The 21244-nt window shown below is 54.4% G+C and carries 13 protein-coding genes; 6 read left to right on the top strand and 7 right to left on the bottom strand.

The window, feature by feature from the left end:
- Positions 1–92: 92 nt before the first annotated feature.
- A complete protein-coding gene (locus A6X21_RS23000; protein ID WP_068853331.1) occupies positions 93–3254 on the bottom strand; it encodes a valine--tRNA ligase in 3162 nt (1053 codons plus the stop codon).
- A gap of 74 nt (positions 3255–3328) precedes the next feature.
- Complete coding sequence (gene cimA, locus A6X21_RS22995; protein ID WP_068853329.1) at positions 3329–4897, bottom strand: citramalate synthase; 1569 nt, start codon at positions 4895–4897, stop codon at positions 3329–3331.
- Between the two features lie 601 nt (positions 4898–5498).
- On the opposite strand from cimA, the gene A6X21_RS22990 reads away from it, so the two are divergent.
- A complete protein-coding gene (locus tag A6X21_RS22990; RefSeq protein WP_068853327.1) occupies positions 5499–6779 on the top strand; it encodes an adenylosuccinate synthase in 1281 nt (426 codons plus the stop codon).
- 56 nt (positions 6780–6835) lie between these two features.
- On the top strand, positions 6836–7531 hold the full coding sequence (locus A6X21_RS22985; RefSeq protein WP_068853325.1) for a DedA family protein: 696 nt from the start codon (positions 6836–6838) through the stop codon (positions 7529–7531).
- Positions 7532–7648: 117 nt separating this feature from the next.
- Here A6X21_RS22985 and A6X21_RS22980 read toward each other — a convergent pair whose 3' ends face one another.
- The gene (locus tag A6X21_RS22980) at positions 7649–9769 is read right to left on the bottom strand and encodes an FAD-dependent oxidoreductase (RefSeq protein WP_068853323.1); all 2121 of its coding nucleotides are present in this window, start codon (positions 9767–9769) and stop codon (positions 7649–7651) included.
- A gap of 101 nt (positions 9770–9870) precedes the next feature.
- On the bottom strand, positions 9871–10410 hold the full coding sequence (locus tag A6X21_RS22975; RefSeq protein ID WP_240490382.1) for a helix-turn-helix domain-containing protein: 540 nt from the start codon (positions 10408–10410) through the stop codon (positions 9871–9873).
- 256 nt (positions 10411–10666) lie between these two features.
- Here A6X21_RS22975 and tdh point away from each other — a divergent pair, with 256 nt between their 5' ends.
- The 4 genes from tdh to A6X21_RS22955 all read left to right on the top strand — a co-directional run bounded on the left by tdh (position 10667) and on the right by A6X21_RS22955 (position 16112).
- Positions 10667–11695 (top strand): L-threonine 3-dehydrogenase, encoded by a 1029-nt coding sequence (tdh, locus tag A6X21_RS22970; protein ID WP_068853321.1) that lies wholly within the window; start codon positions 10667–10669, stop codon positions 11693–11695.
- A 116-nt stretch (positions 11696–11811) separates the two neighbouring features.
- A complete protein-coding gene (locus A6X21_RS22965; protein ID WP_068853319.1) occupies positions 11812–12996 on the top strand; it encodes a glycine C-acetyltransferase in 1185 nt (394 codons plus the stop codon).
- 73 nt (positions 12997–13069) lie between these two features.
- Positions 13070–15427: a M60 family metallopeptidase gene (locus tag A6X21_RS22960; RefSeq protein ID WP_083233856.1), complete on the top strand. Its 2358-nt coding sequence runs from the start codon at positions 13070–13072 to the stop codon at positions 15425–15427.
- A 28-nt stretch (positions 15428–15455) separates the two neighbouring features.
- Complete coding sequence (locus A6X21_RS22955) at positions 15456–16112, top strand: trimeric intracellular cation channel family protein (RefSeq protein WP_068853315.1); 657 nt, start codon at positions 15456–15458, stop codon at positions 16110–16112.
- 15 nt (positions 16113–16127) lie between these two features.
- Here A6X21_RS22955 and hisA read toward each other — a convergent pair whose 3' ends face one another.
- From hisA to A6X21_RS22940, 3 genes are all read right to left on the bottom strand, one after another.
- Positions 16128–16865 (bottom strand): 1-(5-phosphoribosyl)-5-[(5-phosphoribosylamino)methylideneamino]imidazole-4-carboxamide isomerase, encoded by a 738-nt coding sequence (gene hisA, locus A6X21_RS22950; protein ID WP_068853313.1) that lies wholly within the window; start codon positions 16863–16865, stop codon positions 16128–16130.
- Positions 16866–17035: 170 nt separating this feature from the next.
- On the bottom strand, positions 17036–17698 hold the full coding sequence (gene hisH / locus A6X21_RS22945) for an imidazole glycerol phosphate synthase subunit HisH (protein ID WP_068853431.1): 663 nt from the start codon (positions 17696–17698) through the stop codon (positions 17036–17038).
- A 306-nt stretch (positions 17699–18004) separates the two neighbouring features.
- The gene (locus A6X21_RS22940; protein WP_131818512.1) at positions 18005–20773 is read right to left on the bottom strand and encodes a hypothetical protein; all 2769 of its coding nucleotides are present in this window, start codon (positions 20771–20773) and stop codon (positions 18005–18007) included.
- Positions 20774–21244: the final 471 nt, after the last annotated feature.

Here is a 21244-nt window from a genome sequence, read left to right as displayed (position 1 = left end):
GCTCGGCATGCTCACTCAGAGCCGTGAGCATGGCACCGAAGTCATCAATCCTCCGCATGTCACACTTCTGTCAGGACGGAGTGATTAAGCCACTACTGCAACTGCCGGATGATCTCTTCAATACTCGCCAGTTGACTCTTCTGATTCGCCAACGTCTGGCGAACTTCGGCCACCACCTCGGCAGGGGCTTTATCAACAAAGCTGGCATTCCCTAGCTTCTTTTCAGTCGAAGCGATGAAGCCTCGCAATTTTTCGGCCTCTTTCGTCTGCTTGGCCAGTTCTGCCGCCTTATCAATCAGGCCTTCCAGTGGCACGAAGCCCTCGGCTCCCACGAGTGCAAAACTTGCAGAAGCAGGGGGACGCTGCACCTCGGGGCCAGTCGCCGCAATCTCCGCCTTGGCCAGATTCTGGATCTGGATTCGTAAGGCCTCAAAGTCAGCGGCAGCTTCAGCACTGCACTTCAAATGAACGGCAATCGACTGCCCGGGACTGATCCCATAGGTCGCGCGAATATTCCGAATCGCACCGATTGTCTCCTGCAACCGGGTGAACCGCTGTTCGAGGGGAGGGGAGATGTCAGCTTCATTCACCTTCGGCCAGGCCGCAATAATACAGGCGGCTTCCGCCGGCTGGGGTTCGGGCAAGCCGCGTGAAGGGGCGATCTCGGCCAGACGATGCCACAGTTCTTCCGTGATGAACGGCGTGAACGGGTGCAACAGCCGCAGGATCTGATCGAGAACATGCACGAGCACCCGCTGCGCAACAGGCTTGGTTGTCTCGTCACGCAACCGCGACTTGATCAGTTCGAGATACCAGTCGCAGAACTCGTTCCAGACGAAATCCCGCAGGGCGCGCGTTGCCGCATCGAACTTGTAGACACCCAGCAGGGAGGTCACTTCGTTCGTCACCGTCGCCAGGCGGCTGACGATCCACTGGTCTTCAATCGCCAGTTCACTCTTGGCCACCGCGGCGGGTGTGTAGCCCTCCAGATTCAGCATGGCGAAACGGGCGGCGTTCCAGAGTTTGTTGCAGAAATTGCGGCCAAACTCGAAGCGTTCGATGACAATCCCCGCCACCAGTTCGCCCTCATCCGGTGTGTACCAGGGGCAGGCGTACTGCGATTCTTTCTTGCACTTGGGGCACTTGATCTTCGGCTTTCCGGGCGAAAACTTCAGGTGCTTCTGCTCCTGGGGAATCAGGTTCTGGCAATGGGGACATTCGTAGCTGACCGGCAACCGCACGTCCTGTGTTTCACCCGCAAACGAGGCGATCGTGAAGCGAGTTCCATCGCAACCGTAGCGATCGACGAGTTCGAGAGGATCAACACCGTTCCCTTTGGTCTTGGACATGCCTTGCCCAAATCCGTCCTGAATTTTGGGATGGATATGCACATGTTTGAAGGGGATGTCATTCAGGTTGTAGAGACCTGCTAGCACCATTCGCGCGACCCAGAGCGTGATGATATCCCGCGAGGTGATCAGCACACTGCCGGGATAGAAATAGGGCAGAACCGTGTTCTTCCCGTTGCCGCTTGGATCCGGCTGGCCATTGAGTGGTGGATTCGACGTCTCATTCGGCCACCCCAGCGTCGCATGCGGCCAGAGGGCACTGCTGAACCAGGTATCCAAGACGTCGGGATCCTGCTTGATAGAATCAATCCGAGTACTTTTCGCTATATCAGTCAAGTGCTCATACTTCGGGACAGCATTCAATGCCGTTGTGATTGGACTACCCAAAGTCACCTTCTGCCACTCGAAACTGTCAAAGTAAACTTGTAGAGCGGCCAATGCTTCAATGCTTTCCTTGGTGGCGGCGCAGCAACGAAAGGAGTCTTCATTAATTACTTCGAAACACACATCTGAAGTAGAACATCCAGCGGCTTGTAAATATTGCTTAATGCCTTCAATTGCCACTGCCTGCCTGTTATCAGATACACTGATTTCTTCCGGACTAGTGGTTTTTGTCGGATAGACATGAATTGTCCACACGGGGATCCGGTGCCCCCACCACAACTGGCGGCTGATGCACCAGTCGCGCTTCTCCCCCAGCCAGTCGAGATAGCTCGATTGGTACCGTTCGGGGAAGAATTTCACGCGGCCATCGGTCACGGCGTCGATCGCCTTCTGGGCCAGATCGTCCATCTTCACGAACCACTGATCGGACATCAGCGGCTCAACGGGCGTCTTCGACCGATCACTGAACTTCATGGGAATCTTGCGATCCTCGACCTTCTCAAAGAATCCCAGAGATTCCATCTTGGCAACCACGGCCTTGCGCGCTTCGAGACGATCCAGCCCGGCGAACTCGCCACCTTCTTCATTGATGGTGCCATCGGGCCGCAGGATGTTGATCATCGGAAGCTTGTTGCGCAGACCGCAGGCGTAATCGTTGGGATCATGCGCGGGAGTCACCTTCACACAGCCCGTCCCCAACTCTTTATCAGCCAGCAGTCCATCGGCAATGATCGGCACGAGCCTGCCGACGAGTGGCAAACGAACATTCTTGCCAACCAGCGCCATATAGCGTTCATCAGTGGGATGGACGCACAGTGCGGTATCACCCAGCATCGTTTCGGGACGTGTCGTCGAGAAGGAAATCCGCTGGCCGGTCGGTTCCCCCTGATCGTCGACTACGGGGTAGTTGAACGTCCAGAACTGCCCGTCGATGTCTTCCGTATAGACCTCGTCGTCGGCGACAGCGGTCTGCAAAAAGGCATCCCAGTTGACGAGCCGCTGGCCCCGGTAAATCAGGCCATCGCGGAACATCTTGAAGAACGTCCGCCGCACGGCCTGAGAGCAGACCTCGTCGAGCGTGAAGCGTGTCCGCCGCCAGTCGCAACTCGCCCCCAGCCGCTTGAGCTGGCCGAGGATGCGGGCCTCGTAGTGATCCTTCCATTTCCAGATCCGCTGAATCAGTGCCTCGCGGCCCACGTCATGCCGCGTGAGCCCTTCCTCCTCGAGCATCCGCTTTTCGACCATCGACTGCGTGGCGATCCCCGCATGGTCGGTTCCCGGCATCCAGAGTGCCGAATACCCCTGCATCCGCCGCCAGCGGGTGATGAGATCCTGCAACGTCCCGTTGAGGGCATGGCCCATGTGTAGCGCCCCAGTCACGTTCGGCAGGGGGATCATGATCACATGCGGCGGTTTGGTCTCGCTGGGATCAGCATTGTAGTAGCCGTGGGATTCCCAGAAAGAAATCCAATGCGACTCAATCGATTGCGGCTCGTAAGACTTGGGAATTTCGGTCGTCATCAGGGAAACTCTCGTGAAGCCGCAGCACTGCCGGGCTGGATGAATCTAAGTAAATTTAAGATCGAGCAGGGCCACTAATCCGGCAATCCTTCATCTTTGAAAAGCTTGTATTCGACACTGTCGACCAGTGCCAGCCAACTGGCTTCAATCACATTCTCACTCACGCCGACAGTGCTCCAGGTATCGTGTTCATCCCGGCTTTCGATGACCACGCGCACCCTGGCGGCTGTTCCTTCCGCTGAGTTGATGACACGAACCTTGTAGTCGACCAGATGCATCTGTTCGAGCGATGGGTAGAAACGAAGGAGCGCACGTCGAACGGCCGTATCGAGCGCATTGATCGGGCCATCACCTTCGGCAACGACATGCTCGACGTCGTCACCAACTCTCAGTTTGACTGTCGCTTCAGTCACTGGCACCTGAGATTCTTCGGTTACGACCCCCACGCGATAGTGGAGCCGCTGAAACTTGGGCGTGTACAGGCCCGCTTCTTTACGCACCAGCAGATCGAACGATCCTTCGGCTGCTTCGAACTGATAGCCAATGTTCTCCAGATCCTGCACGCGTTCGAGGATGTTCCGCATGAGCTGGTCATCTTCGGCAATGCGGTACTTCGTCGTCTTGGCGATGATGTTACTGCGGCCCGAAAGCTCACTCACCAGCACCTTGCGCTCGTTGCCCACAGTCTCCGGTGGAATGTGTTCATAGCTGCGTGCCAGACGGTTAACCGCGTGGACGTGCATTCCCCCCTTATGGGCAAAAGCACTGCTGCCCACAAAGGGCTGGCCCGGACGAAGTTGCAGATTCGCGATCTCGTAAACGTACCGGGAGAGCTCCGTCAAATGGACAATTCCATTCGGCTTGAGCACCTCGTGATGCTTCTTGAGTGCGAGGTTGGCCGCCACGCTGACAAGATCGACATTGCCGCACCGCTCGCCAATGCCATTGATTGTTCCTTGCACCTGAATTGCGCCGCAATCGACAGCAATCAACGAATTGGCAACGGCCAGTTCACAATCATTGTGGCAGTGGATGCCCAGTGGAGTGGAAAGTTCCTTGCGCACGGCATTCACAGCCGCTGCGACCTCTTCGGGCATCGTTCCCCCGTTGGTATCACACAGGCAGAGCAGAGCCGCCCCGGAATCAGCCGCGGCCCTTAATGTCCTCAAAGCGAACTCAGGATTGGCCTTGAACCCATCGAAGAAATGCTCTGCATCATAAATGACGTGCCGGCCTTCGGCTGCGAGAAATGCCACCGAGTCGCGGATCATCGCCAGATTCTCGGCTTCATCGACACGCAGAACTTCAAAGACATGCAGATCCCACGTCTTTCCCACAACCGTACAGCAAGGCGTTCTGGCGTCTCGCAGTGCCAGCATGCCTGTATCCTGATCGGCAGTTACGCCCTTGCGACGGGTCATGCCGAAGGCAGAAATTTTGGCATGCTTGAGCGGCAGATCCCGAACGCGTTGAAAGTATTCCGCATCTTTGGGATTCGAAAGAGGATAACCTCCTTCGATAATGTCGAGGCCAATTTCATCCAGCTTCTGAGTAATCAGGAGTTTATCCTGCAGCGAGAAGTTAACGCCTTCACCCTGGCTACCATCGCGCAAGGTGGTGTCGTAAAGCTGGATGCGAGCCATTTCTACTCAAACCCTTTCCGTGGCTGTCTCAATGAAACACTTCATTAATCTCAGCCCGGCCTCGGAACCTCGGCACCTCTTGCAGCCTTTTTGAAGAAGAGCTGAAGCGGATGCCATACAAAAAATAACCCCCGGCATAACCGGGGGCACAAACAGGCAGAATCATTACGGCCTGGGTTGCATTAGCCCCCGGAAGTCGTAATTCCAATAATCGATACTGTGTATACAAATGTGAGCGACATGTTTTTTCCGTGTTTCTGACGTTATTGAAGCCTACCCAGTGAAGGCAGACACGTCAAACCCTCGCGGGGTTCATGGGGTTTCCGGCCCACGTTTTCGACGGGAAGTTTGTCAGAAGTAATGGATTTTACAAAAGATCTGCCTTTCTTCAGTCGCTCAATTTCCGGAGTCTGTTTCAAAGTCGGATGCGAGTTCATGTCGTAACAGCTAAACTGTGGCTGATTTCTTTGGGGTGAACTGAGAGCCAAACGTGGTCTGTGTCCTTAAACCGTCCACAATCGATTTTCGATCGCCTGAGAACTGGGGGCTGGATCAGCCCAAATCTGCCGTTTCCAAATTAGCTTTATGAGTGAGTGGTTTCGTGGCAATTACGTCAGTTGTCGGTCTGCAATGGGGCGATGAAGCCAAAGGGAAAATCGTTGATCTCCTGACGGACGAACACGAAATCGTCGTTCGCTATCAAGGAGGCAACAACGCGGGCCATACCGTCAAATTTGATGGGCAGACTTACAAGCTCTCTTTGCTCCCCACAGGGATTCTTCGCCCCGGTGTCACGGCTGTGATTGGCAACGGCGTGGTCGTGAACCCGGAAGCATTGCTGAAGGAAATCGGTACTCTCCGCTCCCAAGGCGTGAAGGTCGAAGGGAACCTGCTTCTTTCTGATCGAGCCCATGTGATTCTGCCCTACCACGTCGCTGAAGATCTCGCTGCTGAGCGATCACAGAAGAAGGATGCCATCGGTACCACCGGAAGAGGCATTGGCTACTGCTATCGCGATAAGGCCGGTCGCAGCCAGGCAGTGCGAGTGGCCGATCTTTACCATCCCGAAAGTCTGAAGCAGCGATTGTCCGGCATCGTCGATTCCAAAAATCACGTGCTCTCGGCTCTGGATCCGGAATTCAAGCCGTTCTCCTCGGACGAAATCTTCGCTCTCACCCAACAGTATGCCGAGACGTTGAAGCCTTTTGTGGCAGACACTGTCGCCTGGCTTCACAAAGCCATTGGGGCCGGGAAAAACATCCTTTTTGAAGGTGCCCAGGGGAGCCTGCTCGACGTTGATCATGGCACCTACCCTTTTGTAACGTCATCCAACAGCTCAGCCGCCGGGATTCACCCCGGAAGTGGTGTGCCCGAACGGCTCATCGAACAGATGATCGGCGTGGTCAAAGCTTACACCACTCGAGTTGGTGGCGGCCCATTCCCGACAGAGCTCAATAATGAGATTGGCCAGCATATTCGCGATGTGGGCCGGGAATATGGCACGGTCACGGGCCGCCCCAGACGTTGCGGCTGGTTTGACGCCGTTGCCGCAGGGCATGGGGCCAAAATCTGCGGCGTTGATTGCATCTCGCTCATGCTGCTGGATGTCCTCAGTCAGCTTGATGAACTCAAAATCTGCGAAGCCTATGAGATCCACGGCGAGCGAACGACCGATTTCCCGGCACATGTGGAAGACTTAGCAGCCGCCAAGCCCATCTATCGCATCATTCCAGGCTGGAAGACAGAAATCAGCCACATGACACGTCTGGCCGATCTCCCCACGGGGGCCAGAAAGTACATCGATACCGTTGGTGAATTGATGGGGAAGCAGGTCAAGATTGTATCGGTCGGCCCCGATCGTGCCCAAACGATCCTTGGCTGATCCAGGTCTGTTCCTTAAGGCTGAAACTTCTCTTTGTGCAGGCAGGATGCTCTTGAATGGACTCTCTCAAGCAGATCGTCGAATTCGTCCTGCATTTCGATAAGTATCTCCAGGGGTTCATCGAAAACTACGGCACCTGGACGTACGCGATTCTTTTCGCAATCGTCTTCGCTGAAACGGGCTTGATCTTCATGCCCTTTCTCCCTGGCGATTCTCTGTTGTTTGCAGCAGGGGCATTGGCTGGTGCCAGTTCGCTCTCATTGCCAGCCCTGTGGATTTTGTTGACGATTGCGGCCATTGCCGGAGATGCCGTGAATTATCTGGTTGGCCGCTGGTTTGGAGAACGCTTATTGAGCGCTAAGAGATTTCGGCTGGTTAAACCCGAACATCTCGCGAAGACCGAAGAATTCTTTCAAAAGTACGGCAGCAAAACGATTGTCATCGCGCGATTCGTCCCCATTGTCCGCACGGTGGCACCATTTGTCGCCGGCATGGGCAAAATGCCCTATCGCGTATTTTCTGTTTACAACATTGCCGGTGGTATTCTCTGGGTCTCCACCTGCCTGATTGCTGGTTATCTTTTTGGTGGCCTGCCATTTGTCAAAGACAATTTTTCGCTGGTCGTTCTCGGCATCGTCTTCGTATCCGTGCTGCCAATCGCCTGGGAACTGGCCGCAGGTTATCGCCGTCGGCGTAAAACAGTACCAGCAGAAGTCCCTGCAACGACATCATCTCCTGATGAACCCGCCTGAAATCAGTTTCATTTGCTGCCTTAAAATCAAGATCCCGGCCAGAGAATTCTGACCGGGATCTTGTTGTTGAAACATCAGTATTCGTTCGGCGCGTTCGCCTCGCTCGAACGAATGTCCTTAGTCTTGAGCAGGAAGTGCCTGCACAGCGTCGATAATGACATGGCCATCGGTCTTGTCATTCGAGATGACGACATTCACCGTCTGCCCCGCATTTAACGTCATGCGACCCAGAGTATGAAAGCCATCTTTCCCGGCGGCGTTTCGCTGATTGACTCTGGTCTCTGTTCGTAACGTCCCTGCTTCAACCACGACTGGAACATTACTGGCACGGTTGGCATTCGGGGTCCAACTCATCCGAATGTCATAACTCCCTGTCTTGGGAATCTTCAGTTCGAAAAGTGCCGACTTCTCCCCCTTCTGCTCATTTCCATCGGTGTGATATCCACTGCCGACAAATCCGCTGATCGAACCACTGGCTGTCCATTCGCCTTTGGTTCTTGCCAAAGCGTCATCGACGACAACACCAGGCAGTGAGCTTGGCACAATCCCCGCTGCTCCTCCGTGAGAACCTTGCCATTCCAGAACCTGCTTGTCCTCCAGCAGTTTTTCCCTCAGCTTTGCGTAATCAACATCTTGAACGGATGTTTTGCCATCAATGGCAAAGCTGGCTGCAGTCGCTGCCGACTGCCCGAGCACCATAAAGACAGGCTCCATGCGAATCGAACCATAAGAGATGTGCGAGGCCGACAAGCAGACCGGCACCAGCAGATTGGTGACGTGCTCTTTTGCCGGGCGAATGCTCTTGTAAGAAATGGGGTAGGGGGGGACACCCACCTGAATATCGCCTTCGTTCCGCACATAGCCTTCTTTGGTCACGTACCGCTGGCAGTTGTGCGAATCCATGTTGTAAGCGCCCATGCCGACCGAATCTTCGGCCGTGACTTTGCGCTGGCAGTTGTGCTGAGTCATTACGTAATCCGAGATCATACGACGTGCCTCACGCACATAAAGCTGCGGCGGCCAGTTATCGGTCTCTACGAACTCGTCTTTCGCCAGCCCTAACTTCTGGAAATGGTCGCGAATTTCCTGCGGTACTCGCGGATGATTCGCCAGCGTCCACATCAGACCCTGCTGGTATCGCTTATGATCGTCGATGATGGCCTGCCGCTTGGCATAGTCGGCATCGGGATACTCGTAGTTTGCCCCAATGTAATCTGTCGAAACCGCGAAATTGTTATTCGTGTCGGTCTTACGATTGGGCATCCAGACCGGGTTCCACGACTTGCGATGATCACCCGCCTCACAGTTTCTGAGCACCAGCTCGTACGTTTTTTCGTCATAACCATCGGGCTTTGGCCAGGCACGGCGATTCTCAGCGACATCGGTCGTACACATGCGATAGTTGTAAGCCTGCACGCGATGATCACCAGCACCCTCTTCTCCAGGGCCGCCGGCCTGAATCAGAGGAATCAGCCCACTCTCTGGCTTACCCGGAATCACATAAGGATCAACCTTGTGTGTGAACTGATGGTGAGTCGACTTCTCAACGCGAATCCCATTCAGAGTCTCGCCATAAACTTTTTCGCCCTCACGCCCCACATGATAGGGCACGCCAGCTTTGGCCATCAGGTCGCCTTCATAGGTGGCGTCGATAAACACCTTGCCGGCGTAAACCTTCCCCGATTCCATGCTGATCGATTCAATGGCTTTGGTTGCGGGATTCTTTTTGACACCGTTCTTGAGATCGAGCCGCTCATTCATCACCACTTGAATCGCGGGATATTCAGCCAGCCAATCTTTATAGACCCTCATTGCGACATGTGGCTCGAAGGTCCACATTTCATTCTCACCACTTGATTTACGCCGCTCGTTGTATTTCGAAGCGCTTTCGTGCACCCAGTTTTTGGGGTCGGCATACCACTTTCCGACTCGCTGATAGAACTCGCGCGAGAGTCCACCAATGGCGGCTTTATTTCCGATATCAGTGGCCCCGAGTCCACCCGTCGTTAATCCTCCCAGATGGCTGGAAGGTTCGATGACAATCACCGACTTCCCTAATCGGGCCGATTGAATCGCAGCGGCAATACCGCCCGATGTCCCACCATAGACCACAATGTCATACGACTTGGTTGTACCTGAGGAAACCTGCCCAGGCAGTGAACCTGCCAACTGAAGAGTGATGACACCGAGCGTAAATGCCAAAAAGACTGGAAAGCGAAAACGGTGCGGCAAAATCATAGAGAGTACCTCTGGAATGCGGTGACTGAATCAACCTCAGCGACTTCACAGATCAATACCCGCTTATACCAGACTCACTCCCCAAAAACATCTCTCCAGACCTACTCATAAATGACGACCAGAAAGGTCAAAGCGTCTCCTTTGCCTCGATTTTCGATCGCATGGGGGACATCCGCGCGGTAACTCGCTGAATCCCCTTTGCCAAGTTCTCGTTGTTCACCGGCCGAGTGAATACAGATTCGCCCCTGTTCGACGGTGATGAACTCGCGGGTCTTCTGGAAATGAGCTTCACTCCGCAATGCTCGCCCCGGCTTGATGCGAAGCTGATAAAACTCGACGTCCTTTTCCAGTGGCAAAGGAGAAAGCGTGCGAATCTCGCAGTCCTCATCGCTTCGATACAGATGCGCGGGGTCGTCCCCCCGAATGACATGAATGCCTGGGGTCACATGCGGTGTTTCCACTAGCTGGCCAATGGTCAGCCCGAAAGCCTGTGCAATTCGCGCAGTCACAGCGAGGGTAGGATTCGCCTGGTTTCTCTCAATCTGACTGAGCATGGACCGACTCACACCGCTCGCCGAACTCAGTTGATCAAGAGACCAGCCATTCTGTTGTCTCAATTCACGCACACGGTGACAAAGCATTTGACTAATTGCGTCACTGGGCGTGGGCAGATCCGATGAAATGGATGTCATCGCGTAATTTTCATTCGTCTTGAGGATCGAAAAACCATCTCTCCATTTTTTCGAGAGATAATCCAATTTTTCGCTTGTTGTGATGCTTCGAAGATTCTACCATACCGGAGGCGATTTCCACTATACTAAACAACGAATTCTCAGCCACAACACACACGATCAACTTCATTGATCTCATTAAACACCCAGCATACGAAAGCACCTCATGCACGGACTGGTCAAGCGTAAGGCCGATGTCGGACTCTGGCTGGAAGATGTTCCCAAGCCTGAATACGGCATTAACGACGTTCTCATTCGTGTCAAAAAGACGGGCATCTGCGGCACCGATGTCCACATTTACAAATGGGATGACTGGGCTCAGAAGACGATTCCCGTTCCCATGGTCGTTGGGCACGAGTTTGTGGGTGAAATCGTTGCGGTGGGTTCGAATGTGGTCGATTTCCACCCTGGCGACATCGTCAGTGGGGAAGGGCATGTCGTTTGTGGCCGCTGCCGCAATTGCCTCGCAGGTCGCAGACATCTGTGCGCTTTCACCAAAGGTGTCGGCGTCAATCGTGCTGGCGCCTTTGCCGAATATATTTCGCTTCCCATGTCGAATGTGTGGCATCACTCCTCAGATATTGACCTCGATGTGGCGTCCATCTTCGACCCATTTGGAAATGCCGTACACACCGCCCTCTCGTTTGACCTCCTCGGTGAAGACGTGCTGATCACAGGTGCTGGCCCGATTGGAATTATGGCCACTGCCATTGTGAGGCATGCAGGAGCCCGACACGTGGTGGTCACAGATTTGAATCCTTACCGCCTCGAACTGGCCCGAAAAATGGGCGCAACAGTCGCTGTCGACCCCAGAGAGCAGGATCTGCCGGCAGTCCAGGCACAACTGGGCATGAAGGAAGGCTTTGACGTCGGCCTCGAAATGTCGGGAAATCCGCACGCCTTCAATAGCCTCATCGCCAATATGGCTCATGGTGGCAAGATTGCGATGCTCGGCATCCCCGAAAAATCAATGGCCATCGACTGGAACACCGTGGTCTTTAACATGCTGACAATCAAGGGGATTTACGGCCGAGAAATGTACGAAACCTGGTACAAGATGACTGTCATGCTTCAGAGTGGCCTCCAGATCGCCCCCGTCATTACTCATCGCTACCACTACACCGAATTCCAGAAGGGTTTCGATGTCATGCTCAGCGGCCAATGCGGCAAAGTCGTGCTCGACTGGGAAACCTAAATTTCCCCTTGCATTGAATACTCAGTAGGGTGCAAGAAGTTCCGACGAAATGCACCAACTCATCAGATAGTGACTGTTAAAAAACGACTCTCTCTTTGCCTTCCCGAGATCGCCCAATGTCCACACGATTTCTCGAACATATCTCCGGGCAACTGGATCAGATTCGCAGTGCCGGAACTTATAAGTCGGAGCGAGTCATCACGACTCCGCAGAATTCGAGCATTCAAGTTGCAGGAGGAAAGCCAGTCCTGAACTTCTGCGCGAATAACTATCTCGGCTTAGCACAGCATCCCGCAGTTCAAGCAGCGGCTGCCAAGGCTCTGGAGGAATGGGGCTACGGGCTGGCCTCAGTGCGTTTTATCTGTGGTACACAGGGGCTACATAAACAGCTTGAGAGTGCACTCAGCAAGTTTCTCGGAATGGAGGATACCATTCTCTACTCATCCTGCTTCGATGCGAATGGCGGGCTGTTCGAAACATTGCTGGGAGCGGAAGATGCAATCATCTCTGATGCACTCAACCATGCGAGCATCATTGATGGTATCCGCTTATGCAAAGCTCAACGGTTTCGCTATGCCAACAACAATATGACCGAGCTTGAAGCACGACTTAAAGAAGCCTCGGGGGCTCGCTTTCGCCTCATCGCGACGGATGGCGTTTTCTCCATGGATGGCTACATCGCGAATCTTCCCGCAATCTGCGAACTGGCGGATAAGTATGATGCGATGATTATGGTCGATGATTCTCATGCTGTTGGTTTCACTGGCCCCAATGGGCGCGGAACACACGAATACCACAACGTCATGGATCGCATTGACATTATGACCGGTACGCTTGGTAAAGCTCTGGGAGGCGCCAGTGGAGGCTATACCAGTGGACGCCAGCCGATCATTGATCTCTTGAGACAACGTTCAAGACCTTATCTCTTTTCAAATACTCTCGCCCCTCCTATTGCTGCGGCTTCGCTCAAGGCGTTAGAGCTTCTCAGCGAATCCACTCATTTGCGTGATCAACTGGAGGCCAATACGGTCTGGTTTCGAAATGCACTGCAAAGTGCAGGGCTCAAGGTGCTTCCGGGGACGCACCCCATCTGCCCGGTCATGCTGGGTGATGCTGCCCTGGCTGCTCAATTTGCAGATCGCATGCTGGCCGAAGGAGTTTATGTCATCGGCTTCTCTTACCCGGTCGTCCCCCAGGGACAAGCCCGCATTCGCACACAGATTTCAGCGGCTCACTCGCAAAAAGATCTGGAAACTGCAGCGGCAGCATTTACTAAAGTCTGGAAAGAGCTGGCTGTCTGAGCAATGTTATCCCGCTAGAAATTTATCACCATCAATCGATTGTTGATTCTGCCTGGCTTTGAGGGAGTTTTCCATGTCATATCGACACGTGATGATTTTGAGCCTCGCCTGCTGTCTAATGACAGAAAACCTTCTGGCGCAATCAGGAAAATCACAGGGTACGAAGCCAGCGGCAACGAAACCGGCAACCAAGCCCTCAGCTAAATCCTCATCCAAAAAAGGGGCTGCTGCCCGCACAGAAACCTCAAAGTTCGATCCCGAACTCTGGAAGCCTCACCAGGATTTTCTTCTGGAAGGTGTCACGGAGATCAAAATTAGTGGTGCTCCCGGAACAATCCTCCCTTACGGCCCGGAAGCTTTCCCGGTGGTCGTTTCGACCAACAAAGGGAAAACCAGTGTGGCAGCGGCCGCGGCGGAGTTTGGCAAAGGTCGAGTTGTGGCTCTTTGCCACAATGATCTGCTTGGCTCAGGTCCAGCCAATCACACGATGACCGGCCGCTTTATCAGCAACTGCATTGCCTGGGCTGGACACAAAGAAAAAGCCCCGGGAACAGTGAAAGTGGCCGTGATGGGGAAGCGAAATCTGTTGCAGCAATTGCAGTCCGCGAAGATCGCTGCCATTGAAGTCGGGGGGAAAAACTGGCTGGCACAAACTCGCGGAGCTGATGTCATCATTGCTGAAACCGATGGACTTTCTAATGACGAGCTTCGAGGTCTGGAAGCTTTCGTCAAGGACGGTGGAGGACTGATTTCCGTCACCTTGATCTGGGCGTGGCAACAATATGGCAAAGGGGGCAACGCCGCCACGGATAACCAATCCAACAAGCTCTTCTCAAAGGCGGGCATTGTCTGGCTGGATGCGACACAAGAAGGTCAGAATGAAATTTTCAAGGTGATCAACCCCGTTCCAAAGTTTTCCAATGCCGGCTATGCCACCCAGCATCTTAAGGATGCGCTGGAGACGAAAGTCCCACCCACTGCTGAAGAAATGGCAATGATTGCCTCCACTCTGGAACCAGCACTGGTGGGCATTCCCTGGAAGATGGATCACGGAGTGGTCTCACAACTGATTGCTTTCGTCGAGGACCTCAAGAAGCAAATCCCGGTTCCAACTTCTAAACAGCCCGTCAAAGCCAAGCAGGCCGATGCCAAGTTACTGGTTGGATTACAAACAGGCTACTACCTGCAGCTCCCTTTAGAAGAGATGAAACCCGCGCCGACGGCTGCTGTTTTTCCCGGGGCAGTTCCAGCAAATGCTAAAAAGGTCACTCGAAAAGTGACCATCAACACCGAAACCACTCGCTGGAAAAGCACAGGGCTTTATGCGGCCCCGGGAACGCTGGTCAAGGTCAAAGTTCCGCGAAACATTGTGGACCAGAAGTTCGAAATCCAGATTGGCAGTCACTCGGATTCCCTCTGGTCGAAAGATGAATGGAAGCGACCACCGGCAGTCATCCGCCAGTTCCCCATCGACAAAGTCGAGTTTGAAGTTGGCAATGCCTATGGAGGGTTAATCTACGTTGTCGTTCCCCAGAAAACGCCTGCGGGGAAGTTTGAAGTCGAGTTTTCAAATGTGGTCGATGCACCCTATTTTGTGCATGGCGAAACGGATATCAGCGACTGGCGATTTACCATTCGTAACTATCCCGCTCCATGGGCCGAACTGGAGACGAGACACCTGGTCATTACGGTGCCCAGCGAACTCGTCCGTAGGCTCGATTTTCCAGATAAGCTCATGAACCACTGGGCCGCAGTCCTCGATGCCTGTGCTGATCTCTATTCGATTTCGAGAAATCGACCTTATGCCGAGCGCTTTGTGTTCGACGATCAGATCAGTGCCGGGTTCATGCATAGTGGTTATCCCATCATGTGCTTTACAAACCCCTCGGCACCCGAAGTTGTCGATCTCAATTTCCTTGAAAACAAAGGGGGCTGGGGTTTCTATCACGAGTTAGGCCATAATCACCAAAAGGGAGATTGGACTTTCCAGGGGACAGGTGAAGTGACGAACAACCTCACACCTCTGTATGTCATTGACACCCTCACACCCAGAGCTTTTTCTCACGATGCGATTCAACAGCCAGAGCGTGACAATCGCGAACGCAAATATGTCACGAATGGTGCTCCTTTCAGCACCTGGCAGGAAGATCCTTTCCTGGCTCTGACCATGTACATCCAGCTCAAGGAGCAATTCGGCTGGCAACCCTTCCGTGATGTCTTCCTGGAATACGAAAAGCTTCAGAAAGACGAACGTCCTAAATCCGAAATGGATAAACGGGATCAGTGGATGGTGCGGTTTTCGCGCAAAGTGAATCGCAATTTAGGGCCGTTTTTCCAATATTGGGGAGTCCCCACGAGTGAAAATGCCCGCCAGATGATTAAAGATCTCCCCACCTGGATGCCACCAGGGAGACCCGGTTCGCAAACCTGATCGACTACGAGTTCCCTGATACTTCATTATGTCGTTTCTGTATTTTCTTGAGCATCTTTCTGTCGCTTTTGGGGCCATTGCCGGTGTGCTTGCCGGCAGGGGAAAGCGAGTCGATCTGTTCGGGATTCTGGTTCTCGGAATGGTCACTGCGACTGGCGGAGGGACCTTACGAGACCTGATTCTCGATGTCCCGGTCTTCTGGCTGAAAGATCCGAATTTTGTTTACACGGTGGTGGTCGCATCGTGCCTGATGTTCGTGACGGCACGCTACCGCAAAACGCCCCTGAAGCTCCTGATCTTCGCCGATGCCGCTGGACTGGCGTTTGTCGCTATCGTGGGGACATCCAAGACGCTCTCGCTGGAGCATGCGGGAATCATCTGCATTGTGATGGGCGTCACCAGCGGAGTCGCAGGTGGGATTATTCGAGACGTCCTCTGCAGTGAATTTCCCAGCATCTTTCGCATAGATTTCTACTGGTACGCGACAGCGGCCTTCTGCGGTGCCTGCTGCTATCTGACACTTCATCTGGTGCAGGGGCCCAACCCGGTCAACCTCATCGTCTCCTCCGCCTTGATTCTCATCCTGAGACTGGCAGCTCTCCGGTATCGCTGGCGGCTTCCCGAATTCCGCACGCACGAAGACACGCATACCGTATCAGAGGATAAGCTCCCACCAGTGGCATAAATCAGGCCGCCTGAATCAACGGGTGAGAGCCACCGCCTCTTCGACACGAATCGTTCCTTCATAAATTGCGCGACCGATAATCGCTCCCACCAGATGGGGTTGCTCCCGATGCACTGCCTCCAGGCGGCGCACATCGTCAAGGGTTGTCACACCACCTGAAGCAATCACGGGAAAACCCAGGTCGGCCAGACGCTGCATGTCGGCAATTGTCCCTTCGTCGACACCCTGCATCATGCCATCGTTGGCAATATTGGTATAGATGACCGCTGCGAGCGGGAGACCGACAAACTGCGATGCCAATTCCAGTGCCGAGACGGCCGAGACTTCGAGCCAACCTGCCGTCGCCACTTTGCCATCGCGAGCATCCAATCCCAGGGCGATTCTCCCGGGATACTTCTTGACCAAATCTCGAAACCATGCCGGTTCTTTGAGTGCCTGTGTACCGATAATCGCACGGTCCAGGCCCACATCTTCCAGCATGAATCGCACAGAATCCTCGGAGCGAAAACCACCTCCCAACTCACAGGGAATCGACAGCTCACTGACGATCGCTCTCACGATTTCATGATTCACCGGATAGCCGGCTTTTGCTCCATCAAGATCGACCAGATGGAGCCTGTCTGCACCTGTGGCTGCCCACTTTTGGGCCATGGCGACCGGGTCATCACCAAAAACCGTTTCGAGGGCATAATCCCCCTGGCGAAGTCGCACACATTTGCCTCCACGCAAATCGATTGCAGGCAGAATTTCCATCCCCATCACTTTCTCTACAGACACTGATTCTCGACAGATACTGATTCAGCTTGCGCCAGAAGGATTCGTCCACAGCCCAGCAGACCTCAATTTCAAAGATCAGCGGGACAAACGGGTCACCTCATCTCCGATCCGGTACTCGGAGACAATTTTTGCCACGCGGTATCAGATCATTGAGCGGAAACCACGGGGAGCCCGTGAGAAGTTCCCGTAGAACCTTGACCTTCCATACTCTGTGCAAAATTCTTCAATAATCTGAGCCCGGCGTTCTGGCTCTTTTCAGGATGAAACTGTGTTGCCAGAAGATTTCCCCGCGAAACAGAGGACACAAAACTTTCACCATGTGTCGTGGTCGTCGCAATGAGGGAAGGATCCTCTGGAACGACGAAATAACTGTGGACGAAATAGAAAGTGGCATCCGAGGGAATACCAGTCAGTTGCGGGACAGGTTTCTGGAGTTCGATCGTATTCCAACCCATGTGAGGAATCTTCAGCCCTTCACGCGAAGCGAAACGCTGTACGCTGCCACGAAAAATCCCCAGGCCCTGATATTCGCCATCTTCATATCCCACATCAAACAGCATTTGCAGGCCCAGGCAAATCCCGAGAAATGGCTTATCGGCTGCGATATGCTCCTTGATGGCTGGGATCAGATCGAGACGCTGAAGTTCGCTGATCGCATCTCGGAAGGCTCCCACACCGGGGAGAACCAGTCGATCAGCAGCAGCAATCTCTGCTGGTGTACTTACAATATGGGCGGTAGAACCCACTTTTTCGAAGCCCTTCTGGACGCTTCTCAGGTTCCCCATTCCATAATCCACAATCCCGATCATTTCACTGTCTTTCGCGACTTGATCAATCACACGAGCCCCACCATGGCCACATAGCTGAATACCACCATACGCTTTCGGCAATTCGCGCGTAAAGCGACTGGATCGTAGCGAGCTTCTCTGAACACTTATCACTTCGCACGGATGTGATCTCTCACAGAGTGAAAGGTTCAGGTCATTTTCTCTGAACGAGCAATGGCAGCAAAAAAATCACCCCTTCAGCCGGTCGCAGGGTCCGGCCAAAGGGGTGATCGATCCTGACAGATTCGCCCGCAAGGGGCTCAGGTCAATCGAGGTGTGATCTCGCCATTATTCCAACCCGGCAGGTGAGGCATACTTCGCGGGATCAATCACGAACTGCCGATGCGACTCTGCATCACTGAACAGATACAGTTTGCCCTTGTACCAGGCCGCATGATCGAGTGAGCCTTCCACCACATCTTTCGCGTTTGCCAGAACGACCACGTCAGCACCGTAAGCAGCCGGTGCATAGCGAGTAGGTTCCTGTTCAAACCGGGCTTTCGCCTCGGCCGAGGAGAACTGGAATTTCTGCCCACGATAGGTGGCTGCAAACTGGGGCTGAATATCCTTCAATTCGCGTTGATCGCGTAAGGCCACTGGGCAGAACCCTTTCAATCCCGAAACTCCTTCACGAGCAAAAATCTGCTTCATCCGTGGGTCATTCTGTGCATCCGCCGGAAGCTGAGCCGGTGCCACGGCTGCATGGGCAGGGGCTGCTGGAGTTGCTGGAACTGCTGGAACGGCAGTGGCCAATGTTCCAGGTAATACTTCTTTTGCCTGTGGCGTGGCTGGTGGCGATGCCGGAGCGGGAATGGCTGCTGGTGGCACGGCCTCAGCCGCTGGCGGAATCGCCAGAGCAGGGACTTCTGCGGGAACCATCAAAGCGGGGGGCTGAACCGGAGCTTGAGCAGGAGCCGCTGGCTGTCCACCCTTGTCCGCATCGAGAGGCAAATCCAAAGCTTGTCCAACGGGTGGAACAGCAGGTGCCACTGGACTTGCAGGTTGGGCATTTGGAGTGGCTGTGTCGGTTGGATTTGCTGGAGCTTTGGCAGCTTCGCGTGCCTTTCGAGCTTCTTCTTCGAGTTCGGCAGCTTCTTCGGCCAGATCTTCCAGCTCCCAATCCTCCAGAGCTGGTTCTCCTGGTTTGTTAGGAATCACATTCTTCATGGCTTCCTTGGCAGTCGTTGTGGAGGGAGCCACTGCTGGTGCTTTCTCCGTCACTGCGGCAGGTAAGCTTGGTGGAGGTAAAGCAACTCCCGAGAAGGGATCCGCGACCTCATCTGTCACAGGTGCCGCCGCAGGAGTCGCCACCTGTGAAGCCACCGGTGCAGGACTTGCGGGAGTTTTTTCCACTGGCAACACAGGAGTGTTCGGCACAGGCGCATTCGGCACAAGAGCGTTCGACAGCGTGGCGTTCTGCGTTGGCACAGCCTGCGCCGGAGCGGCAAGAGGAGTTGTCGAAGTTATTGGAGCGGCAGCCGCAGTCTGTGGTGCTGGTTCGGCCCGACGCAAGCCGCGATCCGCCATCGCTTCGGAGACTTCGGTAAACGGATCCGGGAAGTCGTCCAGTCCTGCAGCCACTGCCGGTTGCCCAGCTGGAGCGGCCTGTGATGTCGCCTCTACGGCAGGTTTGACGACAGGAATTGCGGCCTGATTCACAGGAATCCTGGTTTCTGTCACCACAGGCTGCTGCACTGCTTGTGCTGCGCTGGGAGTCGCTGGAATCCGTCCAGGATTCTGCAAAGTCGGTTCCACAGGGGCTGGTAAGGTTCCCAGTGGGACAGGCATTGAAAACACTGGTTCAGCAGCGACTGGCGCATTCTGCACTGGTGGAGTTTGCACTGGCGGAGTTTGGACTGGTTGAGTTTGTACCATGACCTGAGGAACAGGCTGTGCAGGAACTGCCGGAATCGCAGGCACAACAGGGATCTTCGCGACAGTCGCCTGAGGGGTGGTGGTGACTGGCGTCTGGACAGTCACTGGAACCTGAGTTGTGGCTGGTGGTTGAACAGGGGCTGGTACCTGAACGGGGGCAGCGACTGATGCTTGCCGAGGTGCTGGCGATGGAGGAATTGCATAGGAATCCACGGGTGCCATCACCGGTGGCACAACAGTCTGCGATAACCCTTGTGGAACCGCGAGGATGCTCGAAGCAGCGACTGGAGCGGGCACTGGAGCAGGGACAGGAATCACCCGGGCAGCTTGTGGTGGAGCCTGGGCCGGAACCTGCGCTTGAGTTTGAGTTGAAGGTGCAGGTAATGGGCGTTGCAATGTCACCACAGGACGAGTTGTGGGTGCCAAAGGTGCCGCCTGAATCTGTGGGGGAATTACGGCGGGCAGTCGGTTCGGTGCGGCAGAGGGCAGCGGGGCTTCATCACCTGTCATCAACTCAGCAGGCGGCACCGATGGAGCCTGATACGCCGGATAGGACTGTGCGACTCCCGGAGGTACCGGAGGTTGTGAGCTGGCCGGCGTGGTTTCTTTTCGACCGGGTGTCAATCGCTTAAAGAATCGCGAAACAGCATTCCCTGAGGGAGCAGGAGCAGGCTGAGCGGTTGGAGCTGCAGTGGCGGGTACAGCAGGAGTTCCCGAGGGGGGCATACTTGCTGGAGCCGCTCCCGGGGCGTACCAGTTTGTCGCAGGTGCCGCTTGAGCGGGTTGAGATCCAGCAGGGGCAGCGACGGAACTTCCCGGAGTTTGTCCCGGCCGCTGATAATTCGGGCTGGTTTGCTGGGCCGCTGATTCGAGAGTCATGGCCGGCATTTCCCGACCACTTTCTCGATAGAGCTTTTCTAACTCTTCCTGAATCGAATTGTTTCCGACCGGAATGATTTTGGCCGCTTGCGAGGGCTGCTGAATCGTCGCCGTCTGCTGCTTGAAGTTGACGTCATCCGATTTGGTCATCGGCGTTGTTCGAGCTGGAGCACTTTTCTGCCCTTGAGACAAGAACCCAGGCCTGACGATCTGTGCATCGGCAGGAGTTGCCGCAGCCAGCATTCCCCCGGCTGCGCATGTCAGTAACCAGCGATAGTCATTCATCCCTGACGACTTTTTCATTGCAGAAGCACTCCTCGCGACAGACCAGGCAGATTGACCATTTTGGCGTCAAGCATGGGCTCGACACCTGGCACCCGAGCTGTCAATTCAGTTCCATTCGGCAATCGTCCACACATCTGGCCCTGGACAATGCCGCTCACTGTTCTGGATCGACATTCCGGGTAAACCGAATTTCACGGTTCTGCGGGCGTCACGAGCGATTCAGGTGGCACTTTGGCTAAAGTCGTTATACGACGAACAATCCGTACCCTTTGCCTGATCGTTAAACTTTGACAGTGTCAAAGCTCTATTCGCAGAATCTGCCGCACAGAGGACTGTAGTTCCTGTCCGGTGTGGATCAACCAGAAGGACGCATGAATAGACTCATCAATCGGCTGAGACCGCTCGGGACGGAATATTGAATGTTTCGCGAAGCTGAAGAAGTGATACTGGCAATTCCATTGCAGGAACTGGAAATTACAGGGAAGCCGA

Source organism: Planctopirus hydrillae (genome assembly GCF_001707835.1).
GTDB classification, from domain to species: Bacteria; Planctomycetota; Planctomycetia; order Planctomycetales; family Planctomycetaceae; genus Planctopirus; species Planctopirus hydrillae.
This window is presented reverse-complemented; position numbering and strand designations above follow the sequence as displayed.

Bases quoted from the DNA above. Each gene is read 5' to 3' on its own strand.
- A6X21_RS23000 (WP_068853331.1), bottom strand. From the start codon at position 3,254: ATGACGACCGAAATTCCCAAGTCTTACGAGCCGCAATCGATTGAGTCG.
- cimA (WP_068853329.1), bottom strand. From the start codon at position 4,897: ATGGCTCGCATCCAGCTTTACGACACCACCTTGCGCGATGGTAGCCAG.
- A6X21_RS22985 (WP_068853325.1), top strand. From the start codon at position 6,836: ATGGACTCTCTCAAGCAGATCGTCGAATTCGTCCTGCATTTCGATAAG.
- A6X21_RS22980 (WP_068853323.1), bottom strand. From the start codon at position 9,769: ATGATTTTGCCGCACCGTTTTCGCTTTCCAGTCTTTTTGGCATTTACG.
- A6X21_RS22975 (WP_240490382.1), bottom strand. From the start codon at position 10,410: ATGCTTTGTCACCGTGTGCGTGAATTGAGACAACAGAATGGCTGGTCT.
- tdh (WP_068853321.1), top strand. From the start codon at position 10,667: ATGCACGGACTGGTCAAGCGTAAGGCCGATGTCGGACTCTGGCTGGAA.
- A6X21_RS22965 (WP_068853319.1), top strand. From the start codon at position 11,812: ATGTCCACACGATTTCTCGAACATATCTCCGGGCAACTGGATCAGATT.
- A6X21_RS22960 (WP_083233856.1), top strand. From the start codon at position 13,070: ATGTCATATCGACACGTGATGATTTTGAGCCTCGCCTGCTGTCTAATG.
- A6X21_RS22955 (WP_068853315.1), top strand. From the start codon at position 15,456: ATGTCGTTTCTGTATTTTCTTGAGCATCTTTCTGTCGCTTTTGGGGCC.
- hisA (WP_068853313.1), bottom strand. From the start codon at position 16,865: ATGGAAATTCTGCCTGCAATCGATTTGCGTGGAGGCAAATGTGTGCGA.
- hisH (WP_068853431.1), bottom strand. From the start codon at position 17,698: ATGATCGGGATTGTGGATTATGGAATGGGGAACCTGAGAAGCGTCCAG.
- A6X21_RS22940 (WP_131818512.1), bottom strand. From the start codon at position 20,773: ATGAAAAAGTCGTCAGGGATGAATGACTATCGCTGGTTACTGACATGC.